Annotated in this window: 18 protein-coding genes; 8 read left to right on the top strand and 10 right to left on the bottom strand. The window is 49.6% G+C overall.

Annotation, left to right across the window (positions count from 1 at the left end; translation table 11 throughout):
- Nucleotides 1-11 precede the first annotated feature (11 nt).
- Nucleotides 12-893 carry a methylisocitrate lyase gene (gene prpB, locus OGY71_RS08700; RefSeq protein WP_003830903.1) on the bottom strand — a complete coding sequence of 294 codons (882 nt, stop codon included), beginning with the start codon at nucleotides 891-893 and terminating at the stop codon, nucleotides 12-14.
- Nucleotides 894-1,146: 253 nt separating this feature from the next.
- Between prpB and prpR the strand changes: the two genes are divergently transcribed.
- Nucleotides 1,147-2,757, top strand: coding sequence for a propionate catabolism operon regulatory protein PrpR (prpR, locus tag OGY71_RS08695; RefSeq protein WP_240389182.1), 1,611 nt, complete (start codon nucleotides 1,147-1,149; stop codon nucleotides 2,755-2,757).
- Nucleotides 2,758-2,789: 32 nt separating this feature from the next.
- On the opposite strand, the gene yahO is transcribed toward prpR, so the two are convergent.
- Nucleotides 2,790-3,065, bottom strand: a complete 276-nt coding sequence (gene yahO, locus OGY71_RS08690; RefSeq protein WP_003830901.1) for a DUF1471 family periplasmic protein YahO — start codon at nucleotides 3,063-3,065, stop codon at nucleotides 2,790-2,792.
- A gap of 266 nt (nucleotides 3,066-3,331) precedes the next feature.
- Between yahO and OGY71_RS08685 the strand changes: the two genes are divergently transcribed.
- The 4 genes from OGY71_RS08685 to OGY71_RS08670 all read left to right on the top strand — a co-directional run bounded on the left by OGY71_RS08685 (nucleotide 3,332) and on the right by OGY71_RS08670 (nucleotide 7,442).
- Entirely contained in the window at nucleotides 3,332-3,964 is a 633-nt protein-coding gene (locus OGY71_RS08685; protein WP_003830900.1) for a LysE family transporter, read from the top strand.
- A gap of 79 nt (nucleotides 3,965-4,043) precedes the next feature.
- Nucleotides 4,044-5,432: a diguanylate cyclase gene (locus OGY71_RS08680; RefSeq protein WP_063941269.1), complete on the top strand. Its 1,389-nt coding sequence runs from the start codon at nucleotides 4,044-4,046 to the stop codon at nucleotides 5,430-5,432.
- A gap of 219 nt (nucleotides 5,433-5,651) precedes the next feature.
- Nucleotides 5,652-6,749 carry a 4Fe-4S binding protein gene (locus tag OGY71_RS08675; protein ID WP_240389183.1) on the top strand — a complete coding sequence of 366 codons (1,098 nt, stop codon included), beginning with the start codon at nucleotides 5,652-5,654 and terminating at the stop codon, nucleotides 6,747-6,749.
- Nucleotides 6,750-6,932: 183 nt separating this feature from the next.
- A complete protein-coding gene (locus OGY71_RS08670) occupies nucleotides 6,933-7,442 on the top strand; it encodes a hypothetical protein (RefSeq protein WP_231133693.1) in 510 nt (169 codons plus the stop codon).
- A gap of 330 nt (nucleotides 7,443-7,772) precedes the next feature.
- Here the strand turns inward: OGY71_RS08670 and foxA are convergent, their stop codons facing one another.
- From foxA to OGY71_RS08655, 3 genes are all read right to left on the bottom strand, one after another.
- The gene (gene foxA, locus OGY71_RS08665; RefSeq protein ID WP_122973923.1) at nucleotides 7,773-9,881 is read right to left on the bottom strand and encodes a ferrioxamine B receptor FoxA; all 2,109 of its coding nucleotides are present in this window, start codon (nucleotides 9,879-9,881) and stop codon (nucleotides 7,773-7,775) included.
- Nucleotides 9,882-10,002: 121 nt separating this feature from the next.
- Complete coding sequence (locus OGY71_RS08660) at nucleotides 10,003-10,986, bottom strand: helix-turn-helix transcriptional regulator (protein WP_218667610.1); 984 nt, start codon at nucleotides 10,984-10,986, stop codon at nucleotides 10,003-10,005.
- A 124-nt stretch (nucleotides 10,987-11,110) separates the two neighbouring features.
- Nucleotides 11,111-12,016: a LysR substrate-binding domain-containing protein gene (locus OGY71_RS08655; protein WP_286613125.1), complete on the bottom strand. Its 906-nt coding sequence runs from the start codon at nucleotides 12,014-12,016 to the stop codon at nucleotides 11,111-11,113.
- 109 nt (nucleotides 12,017-12,125) lie between these two features.
- On the opposite strand from OGY71_RS08655, the gene OGY71_RS08650 reads away from it, so the two are divergent.
- Nucleotides 12,126-12,755, top strand: a complete 630-nt coding sequence (locus OGY71_RS08650) for a LysE family translocator (RefSeq protein ID WP_063941265.1) — start codon at nucleotides 12,126-12,128, stop codon at nucleotides 12,753-12,755.
- 101 nt (nucleotides 12,756-12,856) lie between these two features.
- Here the strand turns inward: OGY71_RS08650 and OGY71_RS08645 are convergent, their stop codons facing one another.
- The 4 genes from OGY71_RS08645 to pepT form a co-directional block, all read right to left on the bottom strand.
- On the bottom strand, nucleotides 12,857-13,093 hold the full coding sequence (locus OGY71_RS08645) for a hypothetical protein (protein ID WP_003830891.1): 237 nt from the start codon (nucleotides 13,091-13,093) through the stop codon (nucleotides 12,857-12,859).
- A gap of 98 nt (nucleotides 13,094-13,191) precedes the next feature.
- A complete protein-coding gene (locus tag OGY71_RS08640) occupies nucleotides 13,192-13,821 on the bottom strand; it encodes a DUF2913 family protein (protein WP_200920750.1) in 630 nt (209 codons plus the stop codon).
- A gap of 322 nt (nucleotides 13,822-14,143) precedes the next feature.
- Nucleotides 14,144-15,505 carry a C4-dicarboxylate transporter DcuC gene (gene dcuC / locus OGY71_RS08635; protein WP_003830889.1) on the bottom strand — a complete coding sequence of 454 codons (1,362 nt, stop codon included), beginning with the start codon at nucleotides 15,503-15,505 and terminating at the stop codon, nucleotides 14,144-14,146.
- Nucleotides 15,502-16,758: a peptidase T gene (pepT, locus tag OGY71_RS08630; RefSeq protein WP_008783847.1), complete on the bottom strand. Its 1,257-nt coding sequence runs from the start codon at nucleotides 16,756-16,758 to the stop codon at nucleotides 15,502-15,504. The genes dcuC and pepT overlap by 4 nt, the downstream gene beginning before the upstream one ends.
- A 1,308-nt stretch (nucleotides 16,759-18,066) precedes the next feature.
- On the opposite strand from pepT, the gene OGY71_RS08625 reads away from it, so the two are divergent.
- Together OGY71_RS08625 and OGY71_RS08620 are read left to right on the top strand one after the other, a co-directional pair.
- Nucleotides 18,067-18,324, top strand: coding sequence for a YjhX family toxin (locus OGY71_RS08625; RefSeq protein WP_003021255.1), 258 nt, complete (start codon nucleotides 18,067-18,069; stop codon nucleotides 18,322-18,324).
- Between the two features lie 10 nt (nucleotides 18,325-18,334).
- A complete protein-coding gene (locus OGY71_RS08620; protein ID WP_063941263.1) occupies nucleotides 18,335-19,081 on the top strand; it encodes an SAM-dependent methyltransferase in 747 nt (248 codons plus the stop codon).
- Between the two features lie 56 nt (nucleotides 19,082-19,137).
- Here OGY71_RS08620 and OGY71_RS08615 read toward each other — a convergent pair whose 3' ends face one another.
- Nucleotides 19,138-19,701 (bottom strand): DJ-1/PfpI family protein, encoded by a 564-nt coding sequence (locus tag OGY71_RS08615; protein ID WP_257661390.1) that lies wholly within the window; start codon nucleotides 19,699-19,701, stop codon nucleotides 19,138-19,140.
- Nucleotides 19,702-19,957 lie beyond the last annotated feature (256 nt).

The following is a 19,957-nucleotide window of genomic DNA, read 5'->3' as shown; positions in this document are numbered from 1 at the left end:
GCCTACGACGGTTACTTTTTTGTGTACAACGCGTCGAGTTTCTCTTCGAACTGGTAGTAATTGATGCTTTCGTACAGCTCGTTGCGCGTCTGCATAATGTCGATAACGTTCTTTTGCGTACCTTCCTGACGCAGCACGTTGTAAACCTTCTCCGCCGCGCGGTTCATGGCGCGGAAAGCTGACAGCGGGTATAGCGCCATCGCAACGTTCGCGCTGCGCAGTTCATCGGTGGTAAACAGCGGTGTGGCGCCAAATTCAGTAATGTTGGCGAGAATTGGTACCTGTACCGCATCGGCAAACTGGCGGTACATCGCAAGTTCGGTAATGGCTTCCGGGAACAGCATGTCAGCGCCCGCTTCGACATACGCCTGGGCACGATCGATGGCAGCCTCTAACCCTTCCACCGCCAGTGCATCGGTTCGCGCCATAATCACAAAGTTGGGATCGGTGCGCGCATCAACGGCTGCGCGGATCCTGTCGACCATCTCTTCTTTCGAGACGATCGCCTTGTTCGGGCGATGACCGCAGCGCTTGGCGCCGATCTGATCTTCAATATGCAGCGCAGCAGCACCCGCTTTGGAAATCGACTTGACGGTACGCGCCACGTTGAATGCAGACGATCCAAAACCAATATCCGCATCCACCAGCAATGGCAGCGGGCAAACATCCGTAATGCGACGAATATCAGTCAGCACATCATCAAGGGTAGAAATACCGAGATCCGGCAGCCCCAGCGAGCCCGCAGCGACGCCACCGCCGGAGAGATAAATCGCCTGATACCCGGCGCGTTGAGCCAGCAGAGCGTGGTTGGCATTGATGGTGCCAACGATTTGTAATGGGTTTTCTTTGGTAAGCGCAGCGCGAAACGCCAGCCCTGGGGAGTGTAGAGACATATCCCGTCCTCTTGTTATCAACTTGTTATCGTTCGTTGATATTTCTAAAGCAAGGGGTATGCCAGGGAGCTTATTTTCTCTTCAATTTAATTTTTTATCTTTTAAAACAATACATTAAATCCAATACTTCTATTTTTGTTGCACAAAAGCGTGTCAGCTATCGTTTCATGAAACGTTCCTTCACGTTTCATTGCAACATTTATGAAACACAACTAAACCCTACTACTCGGTTCCTTAATTTTTGGGGTTAGTTATGGCAGATACGCATCTACCGCCGCGAGTGAACGACGATAAACCGGTTATCTGGACAGTCTCGGTCACCCGCCTGTTTGAACTGTTTCGCGACATCAGTCTGGAGTTCGACCACCTGGCGACCATCACCCCCATTCAGCTTGGTTTCGAAAAAGCGGTGGCCTATATCCGTAAGAAGCTGGCTACCGAGCGTTGCGATGCCATCATTGCGGCGGGCTCCAACGGGGCATATCTGAAAAGTCGTTTATCGATTCCGGTGATCCTGATTAAACCAAGCGGATTCGACGTGCTACAGGCGCTGGCAAAAGCGGGAAAACTCACCTCGTCGATTGGCGTCATTACCTATCAGGAAACCATTCCTGCGCTTCTCGCGTTTCAAAAAACCTTCAATTTGCAGCTTGAACAGCGCAGCTATATCACCGAGGAAGATGCCCGTGGGCAAATCAACGAACTGAAGGCCGGCGGTACGCAGGCAGTGGTTGGTGCGGGATTGATTACCGATCTGGCAGAAGAAGCAGGTATGACCGGCATCTTTATCTATTCGGCGGCCACCGTGCGCCAGGCTTTTGTCGATGCGCTGGATATGACTCGCCTGACGCTGCGCAGAAACGGTCAGTACGCCTCTGGCGATACGTTGCGCACCCGCTACGCGCTGGGTGATATGCGCGGTCACTCTGCGCAGATGGAACAGGTGCGGCACACCATTATGCTCTACGCCCGTTCGCGTGCGCCGGTCCTCATTCAGGGCGAAACAGGAACGGGTAAAGAGCTGGCCGCACAGGCCATTCACCGTGAGTTTTTCACCCGTCAGGAGAATCGACGCGGTAAACCCTCGCCGCCGTTTGTTGCCGTCAACTGCGGAGCAATCACCGAGTCATTGCTGGAAGCGGAGCTGTTCGGCTATGAGGACGGCGCCTTTACCGGCTCTCGCCGAGGGGGTCGCGCGGGCCTGTTTGAAATCGCCCACGGCGGAACCCTGTTTCTTGATGAGATAGGCGAGATGCCGCTGCCGTTACAAACCCGACTGCTGCGCGTGCTGGAAGAAAAAGAGGTTACCCGGGTCGGTGGACATCAGCCGATTCCGGTCGATGTCCGGGTGATTAGCGCCACACACTGTAATCTGGAGCAGGAGATGAAACAGGGGGAATTTCGTACCGATCTGTTTTATCGCCTGAGCATTTTACGCCTCAAGCTACCGCCGCTACGCGAGCGGTTGCCCGATATCCTGCCGCTGGCGGAAAGCTTTTTAAAACAATCGCTGGCGGAACTGGACGTGCCGTTTTCTGAGCCAGTACGCAAGGGGCTGGGATTAAGTCAGCCGACGCTGCTGAATTATGGCTGGCCGGGGAATATCCGCGAACTGCGTAATATGATGGAGCGCCTGGCGCTATTTTTAAGCGTCGAGCCGCAGCCGGAGCTGAATATGGATTTTTTACAACAGCTATTACCGGAACTGGCCATTGCTGCTGGCTCACCGCAAGCATCTTCATTGCTGACGCCGCAGCAGGTGTTGGCACAATTCAATGGTGATAAAACCGCGGCTGCACGCTATCTCGGCATTAGCAGAACCACGTTCTGGCGCAGATTAAAAGAAAACCCGCCGGTGCAATGACCGACGGGTGGCGTATTTTTTACAGCAGCGTGTTATTTTTTCTTGTAAATATTAGCTGTGCCATGGATTTTGTTATCCGTTTGGCCGGAGGTTAATACCACCACATCAGCGCCTTTCTCTTCAGCTTTCTTCAGCAGCTCTTCTTTAGCATCTGCAACAGAAACTTCATTACTCGTTGAAATATCACCGATTTTTGTGTACTGCGACTCAACCTTTTCAAACTCAAGTTTTGTCATAAATTCCGCAGCATAGGCGTTGGAAAAAACTAAAGCTAACGCACCAATAAGTACTTTATATCCAGTTTTCATATAAAAGCTCCAGGTTTTGTTATATATGCCATCATCGCCCCCTGAACATTCGACACGCGAGTCAAGGATGATTAATAAGTAGTTCAGGCTGATAAAAAGATCCAGAGCAGGCGGAAATATAAAGATATTTTGCTAATCGTTAAATACGCAAAACGCAGCGGCGCTGCGTTTTCAACGCGCAGTGTGAGTGAATACGCAGAATGACGTGCGCACTAAAATTATAGTGTTAGCTGTCTTTCCCGTGTTTACTAATGGAAACGTTGTCTATGGAACCTTTGCACGCCGTTGTACTCACCGTCAGCCTGTTTGTTTTAACCTTTTTTAACCCCGGCGCAAATCTGTTCGTGGTGGTACAAACTAGCCTGGCATCCGGACGACGCGCAGGTGTGATGACCGGTCTGGGTGTTGCCTTAGGTGATGCGTTTTACTCCGGCCTTGGGCTCTTTGGTATGGCAACGCTAATCACCCAGTGTGAAGAGATATTTTCATTGATTAAGATTGTCGGCGGCGCCTATCTGCTGTGGTTTGCCTGGAACAGCATCCGCCATCAGGCCACGCCGCAAATGCCCACGCTACAGCAGCCGCTTTCCGCCCCCTGGTATGTATTTTTCCGCCGTGGATTACTAACAGATTTATCGAACCCACAAACTGTACTGTTTTTTATTAGTATCTTCTCGGTCACCTTAAGCGCAGACACACCTACGTGGGCCAGACTGATGGCCTGGGCAGGCATTGTGTTGTCTTCCGTTATCTGGCGTATTTTTCTCAGCCAGGCATTTTCTTTGCCTGCCGTGCGACGGGCGTATGGTCGCATCCAACGGGTTGCCAGCCGGGTAATTGGCGCAATAATAGGTGTCTTCGCGCTAAGACTTATTTATGAAGGTATTAGCCATCGATAAGAGAGTTTAACTTGACCATCGTGAGGTAATTGTCCGTAATACCGCCTGAATTTTTAATCGCAGGTTGAGTGGCAGTGAGATGGAACAGGTTGAACCGGTAAACGACACATTACTCCTTACGGAATGGCAGGCGCTGATACGACAAACATCGCCTGACGTTCATACGCTCCTCACATCGTTAAGCGATGAAGAGATCCGCCATTTAGTGACCGTTTTTTATGACTATATGCTCTCCCATGCCCAGAGCGCATTGTTCCTTAATACAGAACAGGTCAGTACCCGCCTCAGCGGTAGTATGTTTGACTGGTTACGCAGCGTGCTCGGCAGCGCGCACGAAGATCTCTCACAGCTGCTGGCCAAACAGCGAGAAATTGGCGTGGTGCATGCCCGTATCGGCCTGCCCATCGATCTGGTGAATCGCGGCGCGCGTAAGCTCAAGGATGAGCTGTATCGAGTATTGAAAACCAAAGCTGACCACTCGTCTTCCCTGCTGAGCAATGCTATCTGTTTCAGCAGCCTGGCAATGGATACTGCGCTGGAGGCCATGACCGTCTCCTATTCCCCAAGCCACCAAAACTCCCTGCATACGCAGGAGCAGTATCGCCTGCAGACCATTTACGATGACGTTAACGTCGAGCGCGAACGGCAAATTCGCTCATTTACCGACTGGGAAAACCAGTTTATCTATAACATTGCCACCGGAATGCCTTTCGGTGAAATGGTGTTTCTGGCGAACTCTGATTTTGGTATGTGGTTCTCACATAAGGGAAAACATATTCTTGGCAACAGCAATTTGCTCAAAGAAATGGAATCGCTAATTGCAGAGATCGACACCCGTCTGACGACCACCCTGTCACCTCAGCATCAGCCGACAGAACCCGAGCGGATGAGCTTATTACAGGATGTTCGCCAGCTGTCGGCAAAAATCCATTTCCTGCTCGCTTCGATGTTTGAGGCGCTGGTTAAGCAGGAAAATGGTAAAGATTCGCTGACCCAGTTGCTTAACCGCCGCTTTATTCCGACCATCATGCGACGCGAAATCTCGCTGGCGTTACATGCGCGTAAGCCTTTTAGCCTGGCGATGCTGGATATCGACTACTTCAAGCAAATTAACGATAACTTCGGGCATAATACCGGCGATCTGACGCTCAAAAATGTCGCAGCGGTCATTTATGATCATATCCGTAGCAGCGATTACGTGTTCCGCTACGGTGGTGAAGAATTTATGATCTTGCTCGTCGAGTCAGATGAATCGCAGGCCAGTATCATTTTGGAAACGCTGCGTATGAAAATTGCCGGGATGCGCATGGCAGCCTCTGCGACAGAAACGTTTTCTATTACCGTCAGTATCGGTATTGCCGAATATGATTATCATCCCGACTACAAACAGCTGGTTGATAAAGCCGATCGCGCACTTTATCAGGCAAAAAGTAATGGTCGCGACCGCGTTGAGGTTTATCAGGAATAACCATTGCCCTGCAGAGAAATAAATACCCCGTTCAGGGTATTTATCTGACTTGCGATAAATATCGAGCTGTTATTTTTATTCAGGCATATTGGCATGATGAAAATAACAGCCACGTAATAAGATGCAAATCAAATACACCAAATCTGAATAGCGCTAGCATATCCCGGTGATGACGCCTTCTGAATGCAGAAGGGGAAATATGAGGGATAGTATAAAATCATGAACGGGAAGAAAAGAACGCGCTGGCAGCGCCGTCCTGGCACGATCGGAGGCAAACTGCCGTGGAATGACTGGCGCAACGCCAGCAGCTGGCGAAAAGCCACCCAGTTTCTCCTGCTGGCTATTAATATTTATATTGGCGTAACGTTCTATTACTGGGTCCGCTATTTCGAAACCGCCGGCACCAGCGTCTATATTCCAAGGCCAGGTGGTATTGAGGGATGGCTACCAATCGCGGGTTTGATGAATATCCGCTATACGCTGGAGACTGGTTTTCTTCCGCCTATCCATGCCGCCTCCATGCTGCTGTTAGTTGCGTTTATCCTGATTAGTCTGTTGTTAAAAAAAGCCTTCTGTTCGTGGTTATGCCCGGTGGGCACGCTGTCCGAACGGCTCGGCAATCTGGGGAAAAAAGTATTTGGTCGCAACTTCACGCTGCCGCGCTGGCTGGATATTCCGCTGCTCAGTCTGAAGTATTTGTTGCTGAGTTTCTTTTTGTATATCGCCCTGTCGATGCCTGCGCAGGGGATTCAGTATTTTCTAATGTCGGCCTATGGCATGATTATCGACGTGAAGATGCTCGATTTCTTTCGCCATATTGGCTCCGCTACGCTCATCTTTGTTATCGTTATCAGCGTCCTGAGCCTGTTTATTCGCAATGCCTGGTGCCGCTATCTGTGCCCTTATGGTGCGCTGCTCGGCCTGTTCTCATTACTCTCACCGTTTAAAATCCGCCGTAACGCTGACAGCTGTATCGACTGCGGAAAATGCGCGAAAAACTGCCCGTCGAATATCCCGGTCGACAGACTGATTCAGGTGCGTACCGTGGAATGCACTGGCTGCATGACCTGCGTTGAATCCTGCCCGGTAGCCTCAACGCTGAGCTTTTCACTGCAGACTCCGCCTGGAGCACAAAGCAACGGTGGTAAATCATTATGGCGCCAGAGGACGCTGCCAGGTGTTGCCATGACGCTACTGGTGCTGGGCATTCTGTTTGCCACTATTGGTTATGCCGTTTATGCCAATGTCTGGGATACGCCAGTGCCCGATCATATGTATTTCCAGCTGATCCCGAAGGCAAAGATGATCGGCCATTAATTTTTTTATCAGTATGTTCAAAACCCTGCCAATTCTGGCAGGGTTTCCCGCGTCTTTTGCCATTTTAAGACAATTGAACTTGTGCCATCACGCTCTCGTTTATACAACCTTAAATATCATCTGTAATAATTTTTCTATTTTGTTATGGGCGACTGGGATCAAAATAATGAACGGGATAACATCATGACTAAAATAAAACTGGCACTGCTATTACCTCTGTTTCTGGCGGGTTGTACGATGAGCGACGGGGAATTAAGAAACGCTTACGCTCAGCATTATCAGCAACCTACCGCTTATGTAGATGCTTATAAACAGAAAATAGCCAGTATGGATATTCATGCGCTGGCCCAATATGCCGCCGCAGAAGATAAGAAAAAAATGCGTGGGCAGCCAAGACTGAAAATCGACGAATTCATTACCATTGAGAACGTGCAGGCGAAAGGAAATCGGGTAGTCTATGATTACTCACTGTCCGAAAGCTGGCTGGCGCTGTCCGCAGATAAACAGCGCGAGAAGCAGACCAATATGAATAAAGACCTGATCTACCGTACCTGCTCGCTGGAAACGGTACGTCTGGCGCAGGCAAAAGGGCTGGAAGAAGAGCATAACTATTACAGCCAGTACCCAGACAAAGTCGCCTTTACTCTGAGAACTAGCGCGCAAATTTGTATGCAAAACGGTTTTACACAATAGCCGCAATCACAACGCCTGATGCGCTGCGCTTATCAGGCCTACGATTTACACGCTGCCGTAGGCCGGATAAGGTGCCAGCACGCAGATTTGTCTGCAAAACGGTTTTACACAATAACCGCAATCCACTATGCCTGATGCGCTGCGCTTATCAGGCCTACGATTTACACGCTGCCGTAGGCCGGATAAAGCACCAGCGCGCAGATTTGTCTGCAGAACGGTTTTACACAATAACCGCAATCCACTATGCCTGTTGTGCTGCGCTTATCAGGCCTACGATTTACACGCTACCGTAGGCCGGATAAGGCGCCAGCGCCGCATCCGGCTAAAACATCAGAATTTCCAGGACACACTGCCGACAATGCTGCGCTCGGCGCCGAAGTAGCAGTATGAGAGCGAGTTACAGGCCGCAACGTAGCGCTTGTCGGTCAGGTTGTTAACATTCAACTGCGCGCTCAACCCTTTAATGCCGATATTCGTTAAGTCGTAACCAATCACCATATCCACCAGCGTGTAGGACGGCAGGGTGTGAGTATTCAGGCGATCGCTGGTAATACCGTTAACGTAGCGCACGCCTGAACCCAACGTCAGACCGTCCAGCGGACCGCTTTTCACATCGTAGCTCAGCCAGGTACTGGCCTGGTTACGCGGGGCGTACACTGCGCGCTTGCCCTGCTCTTCCGGGCTGCTTTTCTTATAGCGAATGTCGGTATAGGTATACGCCGCCTGCAAACGGAAGCTATCCGTCAGTTGGCTAATTGCCTCCAGCTCCACCCCTTCAGATTCAATTTCCCCAATCGAGCGGTACGGATCGGTCGGCTCTTCTTTGGTGGCGATATTCGTCTGATTGATACGGAATACCGATGCGCTGAACTGGCTGTTGAGTCCTTCCGGCTCATATTTCAGCCCGGCTTCCCACTGCTTGCCTTTCATCGGATCCAGCAGATTGCCGTTCTCATCGGCAAAGCTGGTTGGCGTAAAGGCAGTGGAATAACTCACGTACGGCGCAAAGCCGTTATCGAATAAATAGAGCAACGCGGCGCGGGTGCTGAAGTTGTTTTTATCCAGATCGCTCCGAGTATTCTTGATCTTATCAATGTTAGAAACGCTGACCTGATCGTAACGACCACCGAGCGTAATACGCCAGCGATCCCATGACATCTGATCCTGCAAATAGTAACCCGTCTGGCGCAGCTTGTGTTTCTCACGCGCATACATGTCGATGTAATCAGGCTTCGCGCCGTACACTGGATTAAAAGCGTCAATCGGCGGGAAAGCGCCGTAGTAACCGGTAGTATTGTTGCTGCGATCCTGATAGTCGATCCCCACCAGCAGACGGTGGTTTACCTGCCAGGTATCAAAGCTGCCGTCGAGCTGGTTATCCAGCGTAATCGCCGACATTTTTTCATCGGAGCCGGAGTAACCGCGATTAAGCTCGGTTTCATTCAGCCAGCCCGCCGCATACACCTGATTCAGCTCAACGTCGGTATGCAGATAGCGCAGCTTTTGCCGCACCGACCAACCGCTATCAAACATATGCTCAATGTTGTAGCCCACCATGTTTTCACGGCGATCGTATTTGTCGTAATCATCCTCGCCTTCGTAAAAGGTGTTGGAGATCTTTTGCCCGTAATGCGGAACCACGGTGCCGTCATACGGCAGACCGGAGTGGCTACCGCCTTCCGGGTCACGGTGCAGATATGCCATCAGATCCAGACGCGTCTGGTCGGTGATACGCCATGTCAGGCTGGGCATCAGCGCGTAACGCTCTTCCTTCAATGGACCAAACTGCGAGTCCGCGTAACGCGTCATCCCGCTCAGTCGCGCCGCCACGCGATCGTTATCATCCAGTGCCCCGGTGACGTCAAACGCCGCGCCGCGCTGGTTATTGTTGCCGGCAAACAGCTTCACCTCACCGCCCGCATCAAACGACGGCTTACGTGAGGTCAGCGCCACAATGCCACCCGGGGAGGAACGGCCATACAGTACGGAAGCCGGGCCACGTACGACTTCGATATCTTCGAGGAACCACGGATCGACCACCAGCGAGCTGTGTGAGTTGGTGTCGCCCATCATCTTCAGACCATCGAGATAGACGTTATCCAGGCTACCGTCAGAAAAGCCACGTAGCACGATGTAGTCAAAGCGGTTGGAGGCGCCAATCTGATTGCTGTACACCCCCGGCGTATAGCTGACGGCCTGGCGCACGCTGGTTGCGCCCTGCTCTTCAAACTGCTCACGGGTAACGATCGATACCGACTGCGGCGTTTCAATATCCGGCGTGGCAAGCTTCGTGGCCCCGCTCTGCATCTGCGAGGTGACAACCACCGTATCGTTTTTTGTTGTTTCCTGCGCCAGTAGAGGAAAAGCCACGCTGCCGGTCACCCATCCCACCAGCAGCGCCAAGCGAGTCTTCGCGAACATGAATATCTCCAAAGGCATGTCTAATTGTAAGTGAGAATTATTACCTTTTTGCTGACGGAGATAGCTATGCCGAATGCCAGGTTGCCTATGCGCAGTGCCAAATTGTCAGGAAATCACGTGCGTAAAACGCAAATATGGATTAGCAAAGTTTGAGCAAATCGCCGGGCGAAAAGCCGTAACGGCGACGAAAAGCGGTAGAAAAGTTGGTGGCGTGCTGATAACCCGACATCCAGGCCGCCTGTTGTACGCTATATCCTTCCAGTAGATAGCCGCGCGCACGTTCCAGACGGCAATCGCGCAGGTAGTCGAATACCGAACAGCCATAGGCTGCGCGAAACTTACTGCGCAGGCTACTGGGACTCATCGCTGCGCGTTGTGCCAGGTCATTAAGGGTGTAGTCATTTTCGGGACTCTGCTCCAGCAGTCGGCGAACGACCTCCAGCCGCTGCTGCTCCCCGCTCGCCGCAAGACGTTTACCGCTCTCGACCTGACACACGCTGAGGCCATGACCGAACAGTTGTAATATCAGCCCTTCCAGCATCAGCTGACGAGAAACATGGCTAATCGTGCTCTGCTGCGCGTACTGCAGTCCGCTGAGTAAAAACCCCGGCACCTGCCAGATAAGCGTTGGCGTCTGGCATCTTTCCCACTCACGCATCAACGATTCGAGCAACCCCGTGCGACACGCGCCGTCGGGATACAAACCAAGCGATAATGTCCGCAGTTTACAATCAGCATGATGACGGGCACGCATCGTCTGGTGCTCGCTCAAGCGTGAGCTAAACGCCATGCCGGAGCGCACCACGTGCTCCTGTCCGTTAAGCGTCAGGATCACGCAGCCTTCCAGTACCACCAGCATATACAGAGGGCTGTCGTGACGAGAGGTGGTTTCGTAGGGTTGCAATACCTGTACGTCGGAGTGCGTCACGCACATCCCACATGGGAGAGTCATCTCCTCCACCTCACCTTGCAGAACAGGGCTGCCAGACGGTAAATCCGGCCTTTGTGCCAACTGGGGAAAGCGGTAATCGATCCCGTAGCGCTCACCAAAATCCATAAACTCGCTGACGGAGAAAGTGCGAGCGACGCGTCCGGAGGCATTCAGGGCGGTGGTATTGTTCATGCTGTCTTCTGCACAGGAAATGGGATTAACGGTTTATAACTGAAGCAACATTACCATTACCTGCGCATCACGACAATAATAATGAGAACTATTATCAATATGGATAGTTAGCAGAATAAACAGATTAATCCAGCCAGTTTAGATCTGTCGAGGAGACACACGGCGCAGCCTCTTTTAACCAGCGATACAGCAGCTCAATATTTCTAAGCCGTGTTGAAGTCTTTGGCCAGACAAGGTAGTAGCCCTCGCCAGTCGCTACCGCATCTTTAAACGGTAACGCCAACATCCCTGCCTGAATGGCCGCCAGGCTTAACAGCAGGTCGGCAACGGACACGCCATGACCGCTCATCGCAGCAAGACTGCCCTGCTCCAGGGTGTCGAACACTTTGCCTCGCGCAAGATTCAACGCCGGAAACTTCCCGGTGCGTTGCAGCCACCGACGCCAGTCACGGCGATCCGCTGAGGGATGAATCAGTTCACAGGCAGAAAGATCGCACTGCGCCTGCACCAGCAGTGCGGTTGAGCACACCGGGATAAGCCACTCCTGAAACAGCAACCGGCTGTCGGTATCGTCACCAAAATGGCCATTCCCTAACAGGATCGCACAGTCATACGGTTCACGACCGAAGGATACCGAATCGGTATCCATCCAGACGCTGGAAATTTCGACAACCGGGGTCGGATGCGCTTCACGGAAATGACGCAGCACGTCCAGAAGCCAACGCATCGTCAACGTAGACGGCGCTTTCAGCCGTAGCTCATGACTGCTGCTGCGAAAGGCATGACACGCGTGTTCCAGACTCTGAAACCCAGCCGTCAACTGCTGCGCCAGCCCTTGGCCAGAAGGCGTTATCTCGATACGCGGGCCGCTGCGGACAAATAGCTCACAACCAAACCATGCCTCCAGCGTGCGAATATGACGGCTTACCGCGCCCGGCGTCACGTTAAGTTGAATAGCGGCTTTACTGAACGATCCCAGACGGGCTGCGGCTTCAAAAGCCCTCAGGGCATACAACGGAGGTAGCGTCATTCTCAGCTTCTATGTTGAGTTTTACTCACAGTAGAGCGCAGTTTTATTCGTTTTTCAATGCGCCACGCAGGCGGAATACTGATGGAAAATATCATCAGGATAATCAGGTATGAATTTCACTTTACTGGCTGCCTATAGCCTCAGCGTAGTAACCCTGTTGTTAACTCCGGGTCCTGTCGTGGCGCTGATTACCACCACCGCGTCGCAGCACGGCTATCGCCGGGCCTTTCTCACGCTGATTGGCACTAACGGCGCTTCTTTAGTATTGATTGCTCTGGCTGCACTGATGTTAGCTGGTGTGGTTTCAATCTCTGCGATATGGCTTGGCGTACTGGGTCTTGTGGGATCGTTGTATATCGGTGTGATGGCGATTAACGGCCTGCGGGCCAGGGACTCAAACCCCGGACTGTGTGCGCCAAAACGCGATAACAGCGGGCTTATCCATGGATTTCTGACAGGGGTCGCTAACCCAAAGGACATTTTGTTTTTCGTAGCGTTTTTTCCCCAGTTCATTGCCATTACGCAAGATTTCACCACCAGCATTCTGACGCTAACGCTGGTGTGGGTTATTTTTGATGTTACGGTGCTGTCTTTTTACATCATAGTTTTCAAACGCTGGATGCCAGAGCGGTTTGCCAGACGCAGCGTTTTTATCTCCTCCCTGTTTCTACTCGCGGTGGCGGTGTTTGGCATTATTTATAATGTACACGCGCTACAAATGCTCTCACCCGCGATGTGATCCCCAACGAATTGTTCAGCCAGACATCTCATCTTGCACCGGGAGGAATAAAATAAGAACAAATCGACATTAACATTATTAATGGATTTATAAACCAGGATTCAGAAAATATAGACGATAACATTTTCCCGGCGTTCAACTGGCACCCTCACCCATGACAATGCATCAACGGCGACAGGTGCCATTTCATTTTCTAAGCGAAGTAGAGGTGTGTTGCCATCCGGCACAACCGTGCTTTCACCGATCTCAAGAACGCCCCGAAAAGAAATGGACACATTGTCTGGCGTATCCGACAACCTTATCCATTCGGTTGTAATCACTAACTTTCGAGTAAACATTCGCTGTCCTTTGCGTGTGGTATATATCCGATAATTTCACAGGTAGATCAATACACTCTTTGAACAAACAGAAATTTGTCCCCCATATCAGTTAAGCATTACTTAACAGAAAGAAAATTGAAGTAATAAAACTCATTCGAAATATGTTTCACAAATTCAACCGGAAGGTTATGTTTGATGAACGTTAACTTTGCAAACTCAATATCGCCGTACACTCGAATACAGAAAGGTTTGACTATCTCGCCCTGCACGCCAAAGCACTCCTGAAGCCGGGTGTCATCCATAAAAATAAAGTCACCTTTTCTGACCTTAATACTTTCATGAAGGCCTTGCCACTTCTCCGGAGTGAGCAAAAAGCTCTCCCATCCATTATTTCTCAACACTTCAATCGTGTGAGTAAATTTAAAATAGTCGTTTTGCATTGTCACATCACCACTCGATGTGGCGTACAAATATTCTATTTTAAATTTAAGTTGTGCATTGAGGCTTTTTTTCTTCCCCTCATCAATTAACCACTGAAGCTCACTGACAATGCTCTTCGAAAAGATTTTTCTTTTTTTGGCAATAGCCAGCCAATGCATAATGAATAGATGCTCTGACATTTTAGAGTGGATTTTATGATCCTTTATTGCAATACCAATTGCGACTAACGCACTCCAGGTAAAGGCTTCAAGATCATCCTGATAATGATGTCGTAACGTACTAACTCTTCCAGAATCCCTTACCACTTAAACCTGCCCAAATAAATCATCATTGTTATTCCACGTCATTCTTGTATTACTCTATTAAAAAATTACTACAACTAAAATCGCCAAAATATGATCCAGATTAACTTATCCCTATGTAATAAACGTGCAAATATAATACATCATACTTATTAATCATTAATCCGGGGTAGCTCAACAATGACTAATAAGAATAATGCGATAAAGATAAAGGTTAATAATAATCACCAGTAATCAATATCACCTTCTGTGATGAGACCTGTAAACAGAAAAAGCAAACTACCGGGCATTCAGCAAGCCGGAAGTTTGCTTATTACAGACGAAGTTAATAGAAAATACCGATGATCAGGGTATGCGTTACAAAGCCCACAATCAACGGTACGGCGGTACGTTTAACCACATCAAATGGCGTTATTTTCGCCCCACTGGAAACGGCAATCACCACGCCGGAAACCGGTGAAATTGCCCGCCCCATATGTGATGCCTGCTGCATCGGCAGGATCATGGCAACAGCGTTAGCGCCCATACTTGCCGCGATTTGCGGGATCAGCTCAACGAAAGCAAGGAATGGCGCATTACCCGATCCCATAATAATTGCTGCCGCCAGTGTCACCAGCGCAAATACCACCGCCATAGCAAATGGAGGTAATCCCACGTGCTCCGCCATCAGGATTAATTGATCAATGGCACCAATAACTTTAATCCCGTGAGCAAAAACACCTGCCGCAACCAGTAGCCCAACCACCCCGGTAAAGGCGGTGCCCATGCCTTTAAGGAAATGGCTGAATCCTTCGCATACTGACTTTAAATCACGCACCCGCAGCCACTCAATCAACATGCAGACAGCCATCGAAATGAGCACAATGGTGATAATATTCAAGTTAATACCACTGACGAACATTTCCGATGATCCCACCGCCATCAGTATCGGAAGCATCGGGAGAAGCGCATAAAAAGCCGGGGCTTTTCCTGAATCAGTCACCTCAGCGCTACCGATTTCCCGTGGAAGCGTCCCCGCTTTACGGTCGCAATGCCGCTGCCAGAAGAAATGGCAGACGCCGACGACCAGCACGGTTGCCAGCGCTGCGGGTCCCTGGTGGTAAACAACGTATTCCACCACATCCATATTGACCGCTTTAGATCCCCTGATAGCATCGATGGCCGTCGGGGTATACGCCACACCAAGCGAGGTGGCAATAACCCCAGCAGCCGAGGCCGCAGAAAGCCCTAACCCCAGCATAATGGGGAACATCGTCCCCATCAGCAATACGGCAAGCCCGGTAGCGGATGGGATAGCCAACTGCAGGAGGCTGGCGAGCAGATAGGAGAAAAATAGAAGCACATAGGGCGAACGCAGCGCGCGCAAAGGTTTCGTCACGACCCGCACAACCGCTTCATTTGCCCCGATATGATCCATGTAATGCGCAAATCCCATAAGCGCCATAATCATCAGGCCGAGATCGGCAGCACGCGTACTAAAGAGATCGCGCATCACCTCGAAAGGATCGAGAAATGAAATCCCCGTACTGGCGACGCCCTTCGGTAATACAGAACCCCATCCGGTTAACGCCGTACAAATCATCAACACCAGGCCCGCAATGAACAGCACGGGTTCAGCGCGATAACCTTTCAGTATCAGACGCGCGACCACCACGATAACCAGTAGGGCAATTAACACCTGAATCATGACTGAGCTCTCCTCTGCGCGAACTCAGCAAAGGTTTCCTCAATGACCGCTACCACCACATCGCTGGCGGCTCGCAGTGAACGCACCGGTAGATATTCATAAATTGAATGAAAGTTATGAGCACCGGTAAAAATATTCGGGCAAGGCAGTCCTTTCTGCGATAGCACTGCGCCATCATACCCACCACGCATAGCGACAGGTTGCGGGGTAATGCCACACTTCTGATACGCGCGTAACGCAATATCAATCGGGTAGTGTGCATCGCCCTGCAAGCTATTGAACACATTGGCATAGCGATCGGTTAAATGACAGACCACGCTGTTTTCTCCCCACAGCGCGCAGGTGCTGACGGCAAGCTGGCGGATATAAGCCATACGCGCCTTATACCCTTCTTCGGTAAAATCCCGGATATCCAGCTTAAGTACCGTACGGGCGCTGTTACCCTGAAGCTGTTTTACCCAGTAATACCCTTCGCGTCCTTCCGTATACTCAGGCGCCTCTCCTCCGGGCAGCATCGCAATAAACTTATGCGCCATCAGCAGAGAGTTCTTCAGCTTACCTTTGGCCGACATAGGGTGCGCGGACTGGCCGGTAAAGATGATTTCCGCATCACCCGCGTTCCAGTTCTCATAGACAAACTCTCCAATGCCGCAGCAGTCCAGGGTATAGCCAAAATCAGCGCCAAACGCAGCAACATCAAACGCTTTTGCTCCCCGTAATCCCTGCTCTTCATCAGGAACAAAACCGACCTTCACCGGCCCATGCTTAATCTCCGGATGCGCGACAAGGTACTCCAGAGCATTCATAATCGCGGCGATGGCGGCTTTATCATCAGCCCCTAGCAGACTGGTACCATCCGTCACCAGCAGGTCATCGCCGACATAATTTTTCAGTTCCGGAAATTCACTTTCACGCAGATAAATATTCAGCTCTTGATTCAGACACAAATCCCCACCGCTGTAGTGAAGACGTTGCGCATTTGTGTCCGCGGTCTGTTCCGCGCTGGTATCCAGATGACCAAAAAAGGAAACGACAGGGATCGTGTCATCGGTATTTCCAGGTAAGGTCGCGGTCACAATAGCGGTATCCCTGACCTCAATGTTTTCCATTCCTAATGCTTCAAGTTCTACTGCAAGTAGTTTTGCCAGTTCCATTTGACCAGGTGAAGAAGGCATTATCCCATTAGCACCATTTTCCCTTGAGGTCGTGGTATTGATTTTCGTGTAGTTAATAAAGCGTTCAACAATATCCATTCCAGGAGATCCTTTAATGTATCATTTACGAGGTACTGCAAGAGAAGACCTGCATACAGCGTGGGTTGAATAATCTGAGAACAAAATAAAATCAGCGCTCATCCCAGAACGCTGATTTTATGGGTGTTACGACAACGATTTATATAAAGGAAGATAAAAAAGGCCAGTAATTAAAAACTCCATTTGATTGACAAAATCATATTCCCTGTCTGTTTTTACTACATTTTCCATGGTGTTAAGCTAACAGAAGTCATAAACGGCATTCGTATGCCTAAGGGATAATAAAAATCATTTAGATTCTTGCCCCCGACACCGACACAAGACATACCATCGCTATATTTTTTTAATGAACGAATGCTGTAACAGCAACATGCAACCGTTTGCACCTCTCTACAAATAGCCACTTAACGCAATAAAATCCGTGAACAAAATCACAATTACTTCAAAAGCGAGAATTAACATAACGCTTAAAAACAGACAGTTATAAGAAAAACTATATAATACCCCTACAAATAAAGATGAAATCACACTATTCATCATGAAATAGATTCATAGCGATACTATTTCAACATTACCGTATGGTTCACAGAACAAAATCTTTCGTCATCACTAATGCAAAACAACAAGAACAATAATATTAAATTATCTATTTATGACGATTATCAAAATTATACACAGGCAAAAAAAACCTCTCCCCTGAGAAGAGATTCAGGGCAGAGGTAATACGGGTGTTAAGGACATTTTTATAGTTTTGATGATAACAGAAGAGCTTCTTGCTGGATTGAGTATACACACTTCATGACGTTAAGAAAATTCTTAAAAAGAATTAAAAGAAAACACCATTAAAAATCCTTTTTATAATAAAGACATGTTTATCAAATAAAACAAAATTAGGATAGGGGAAAATTAAACATCACTAATCTATAGTATTACGCAACTGGGGCTAACAACACATCATTACGGCCAATACCACTACTGACGATGTCTGAATGTTCAATAAATTTAATATATTCATACACAGCTCAGCTAACGAGAGTTAAAAAATTATAAAATAAGCTAAACGCAATTTTTCGTCATAGATCACATTTTCCCGACAGGACGATTCCCCTACTTGCCCATACTGGTATGATTCAGCAGATAAATACCTATCAACTCAACCCGAGGCTTTGATGCTGGAGAATGTAATCATCAGATAATCAGCTTACCGACCTTTTCAGGCCGGACTGGTTATCAATGCGCCGAAATCGAATGCGGACACCGCTGTGTGTTTGCACGTTTTACACATGATGATTAAACAGGTTTTCCAGTATGAATTTATCCCGTCAGGAACAACGTACCTTACACGTTCTCGCCAAAGGTGGCCGTATTGCTCACGTCCGCGATGCATCTGGTCGCGTCACTTCCGTCGAATGCTATAGCCGCGAAGGGTTACTGCTCTGCGACTGCACGCTCGACGTATTCAAAAAACTCAGAACGAAAAAGCTGATCAAATCCGTTAATGGTCAGCCCTACCGCATCAATACCACCGGGCTGAACAACGTTCGCGCCCAACTGGATAATCGCTAAGGAGAGAGAGATGGATATCCCGAAGATTTTTACGATCAGCGAAAGCGCACATCGCATTCATAATCCGTTCACCGCGCAAAAATATGCGACGTTAGGTCAGGTTTTACGGATGCCCCCAGGAACCCGCATCCTGGATCTCGGCAGCGGCTCGGGCGAGATGTTGTGCACCTGGGCACGCGATCATGGAATTTCCGGCGTTGGTATCGATATGAGCCAGTTATTCAGTGAGCAAGCCACCCTGCGGGCAAGTGAATTGGGCGTCACTGAGCACGTGCGTTTTATTCATGCCGATGCAACAGGTTATATCGCCGAAGAAAAATTCGATATTGCCGCCTGCGTTGGTGCAACCTGGATTGCCGGCGGCGTTGTCGGAACGGTCAAACAACTGGAACAAAGTCTCAAACCAGGCGGGATCCTGCTCATCGGCGAACCGTACTGGCGTCAGATGCCCGCAACGGAGGAGATCGCTATGGCTTGCGGCGCGACTTCAGTAGCCGATTTTCTTTCTCTGCCAGAACGCGTTTCGTCTTTCGACCTGCTCGGTTATGACGTGGTTGAAATGGTACTGGCCGACCAGGAAGGTTGGGACAGATACGAGGCGGCAAAATGGTTGACGATGCGCCGGTGGCTGGAGGCAAATCCGGACGATGATTTTGCCGCCAAAGTCAGAGAGCAACTGAGAAGTTCACCAGTACGCCACGTTGCATTCACCCGGGAATATATCGGGTGGGGCGTGTTCGCACTCATACAGAGGTAATATGTCCTGTCGGTATAGCCAGGCAGGTTATACCGACTTTTTCATCGCATCATCACTTACTTCATTAATACTTCAACAAATTTAGCTAACCATTGCGGATGCGCGGGCCATGCTGGTGCCGTCACCAGATTGCCATCAACGTGGGCCTGATCAATGCCAATATCGGCATAATGTCCACCGCTCAGACGAACCTCGGGCGCACAGGCCGGATAAGCGCTACAGGTCCGGTTTTCTAACACCCCCGCCGCCGCTAACAGTTGGGGCCCATGACAAACTGCGGCGATAGGTTTACCGGCAGTGTTGAAATCTTGCACCAGCTTAATAACATCCGGATTCAGTCGAAGATATTCCGGAGCACGCCCGCCGGGGATCAACAGTGCGTCGTAATCCGCAGCCCGCGCCTCGGAAAAATTCGCATTTAACGTAAAACGATGCCCCGGCTTTTCACTGTATGTCTGCGCCCCATCAAAGTCGTGAATGGCGGTTTGAACGTAGTCACCCTGACTTTTATCCGGACAGACGGCATCCACACGATGCCCAAGCATTTGCAAAGCCTGAAAAGGCACCATCGTTTCATAATCTTCGACATAATCTCCGACCAGCATCAGTATCTTCTTCATTCACTTCCCCCACTCACGGTTATTAATGATGAGAAATAACGGCCATCTTTACTATAGCCCACACGGTTCATGGCATTAATAAATACAACAGAACAATCGGCCAGATCACAATCCACGGCAAGGTCCGTCAGACGAGGCCTCAGAGTCAACGGCGTGACATATGTTCATGCAGATAAATATAAATTATATATAAATATATAGTTGAGAAATTTTAATAGTAGCCAGTTTCACTCATTATATAAAACTAAGAGATTGC

It is taken from the genome of Citrobacter sp. Cpo109 (assembly GCF_030332565.1).
Classification (GTDB): domain Bacteria; phylum Pseudomonadota; class Gammaproteobacteria; order Enterobacterales; family Enterobacteriaceae; genus Citrobacter; species Citrobacter portucalensis.
This window is presented reverse-complemented; position numbering and strand designations above follow the sequence as displayed.

Bases quoted from the DNA above. Each gene is read 5' to 3' on its own strand.
- prpB (WP_003830903.1), bottom strand. From the start codon at position 893: ATGTCTCTACACTCCCCAGGGCTGGCGTTTCGCGCTGCGCTTACCAAA.
- prpR (WP_240389182.1), top strand. From the start codon at position 1,147: ATGGCAGATACGCATCTACCGCCGCGAGTGAACGACGATAAACCGGTT.
- yahO (WP_003830901.1), bottom strand. From the start codon at position 3,065: ATGAAAACTGGATATAAAGTACTTATTGGTGCGTTAGCTTTAGTTTTT.
- OGY71_RS08685 (WP_003830900.1), top strand. From the start codon at position 3,332: ATGGAACCTTTGCACGCCGTTGTACTCACCGTCAGCCTGTTTGTTTTA.
- OGY71_RS08680 (WP_063941269.1), top strand. From the start codon at position 4,044: ATGGAACAGGTTGAACCGGTAAACGACACATTACTCCTTACGGAATGG.
- OGY71_RS08675 (WP_240389183.1), top strand. From the start codon at position 5,652: ATGAACGGGAAGAAAAGAACGCGCTGGCAGCGCCGTCCTGGCACGATC.
- OGY71_RS08670 (WP_231133693.1), top strand. From the start codon at position 6,933: ATGACTAAAATAAAACTGGCACTGCTATTACCTCTGTTTCTGGCGGGT.
- foxA (WP_122973923.1), bottom strand. From the start codon at position 9,881: ATGCCTTTGGAGATATTCATGTTCGCGAAGACTCGCTTGGCGCTGCTG.
- OGY71_RS08660 (WP_218667610.1), bottom strand. From the start codon at position 10,986: ATGAACAATACCACCGCCCTGAATGCCTCCGGACGCGTCGCTCGCACT.
- OGY71_RS08655 (WP_286613125.1), bottom strand. From the start codon at position 12,016: ATGACGCTACCTCCGTTGTATGCCCTGAGGGCTTTTGAAGCCGCAGCC.
- OGY71_RS08650 (WP_063941265.1), top strand. From the start codon at position 12,126: ATGAATTTCACTTTACTGGCTGCCTATAGCCTCAGCGTAGTAACCCTG.
- OGY71_RS08645 (WP_003830891.1), bottom strand. From the start codon at position 13,093: ATGTTTACTCGAAAGTTAGTGATTACAACCGAATGGATAAGGTTGTCG.
- dcuC (WP_003830889.1), bottom strand. From the start codon at position 15,505: ATGATTCAGGTGTTAATTGCCCTACTGGTTATCGTGGTGGTCGCGCGT.
- pepT (WP_008783847.1), bottom strand. From the start codon at position 16,758: ATGGATATTGTTGAACGCTTTATTAACTACACGAAAATCAATACCACG.
- OGY71_RS08625 (WP_003021255.1), top strand. From the start codon at position 18,067: ATGAATTTATCCCGTCAGGAACAACGTACCTTACACGTTCTCGCCAAA.
- OGY71_RS08620 (WP_063941263.1), top strand. From the start codon at position 18,335: ATGGATATCCCGAAGATTTTTACGATCAGCGAAAGCGCACATCGCATT.
- OGY71_RS08615 (WP_257661390.1), bottom strand. From the start codon at position 19,701: ATGAAGAAGATACTGATGCTGGTCGGAGATTATGTCGAAGATTATGAA.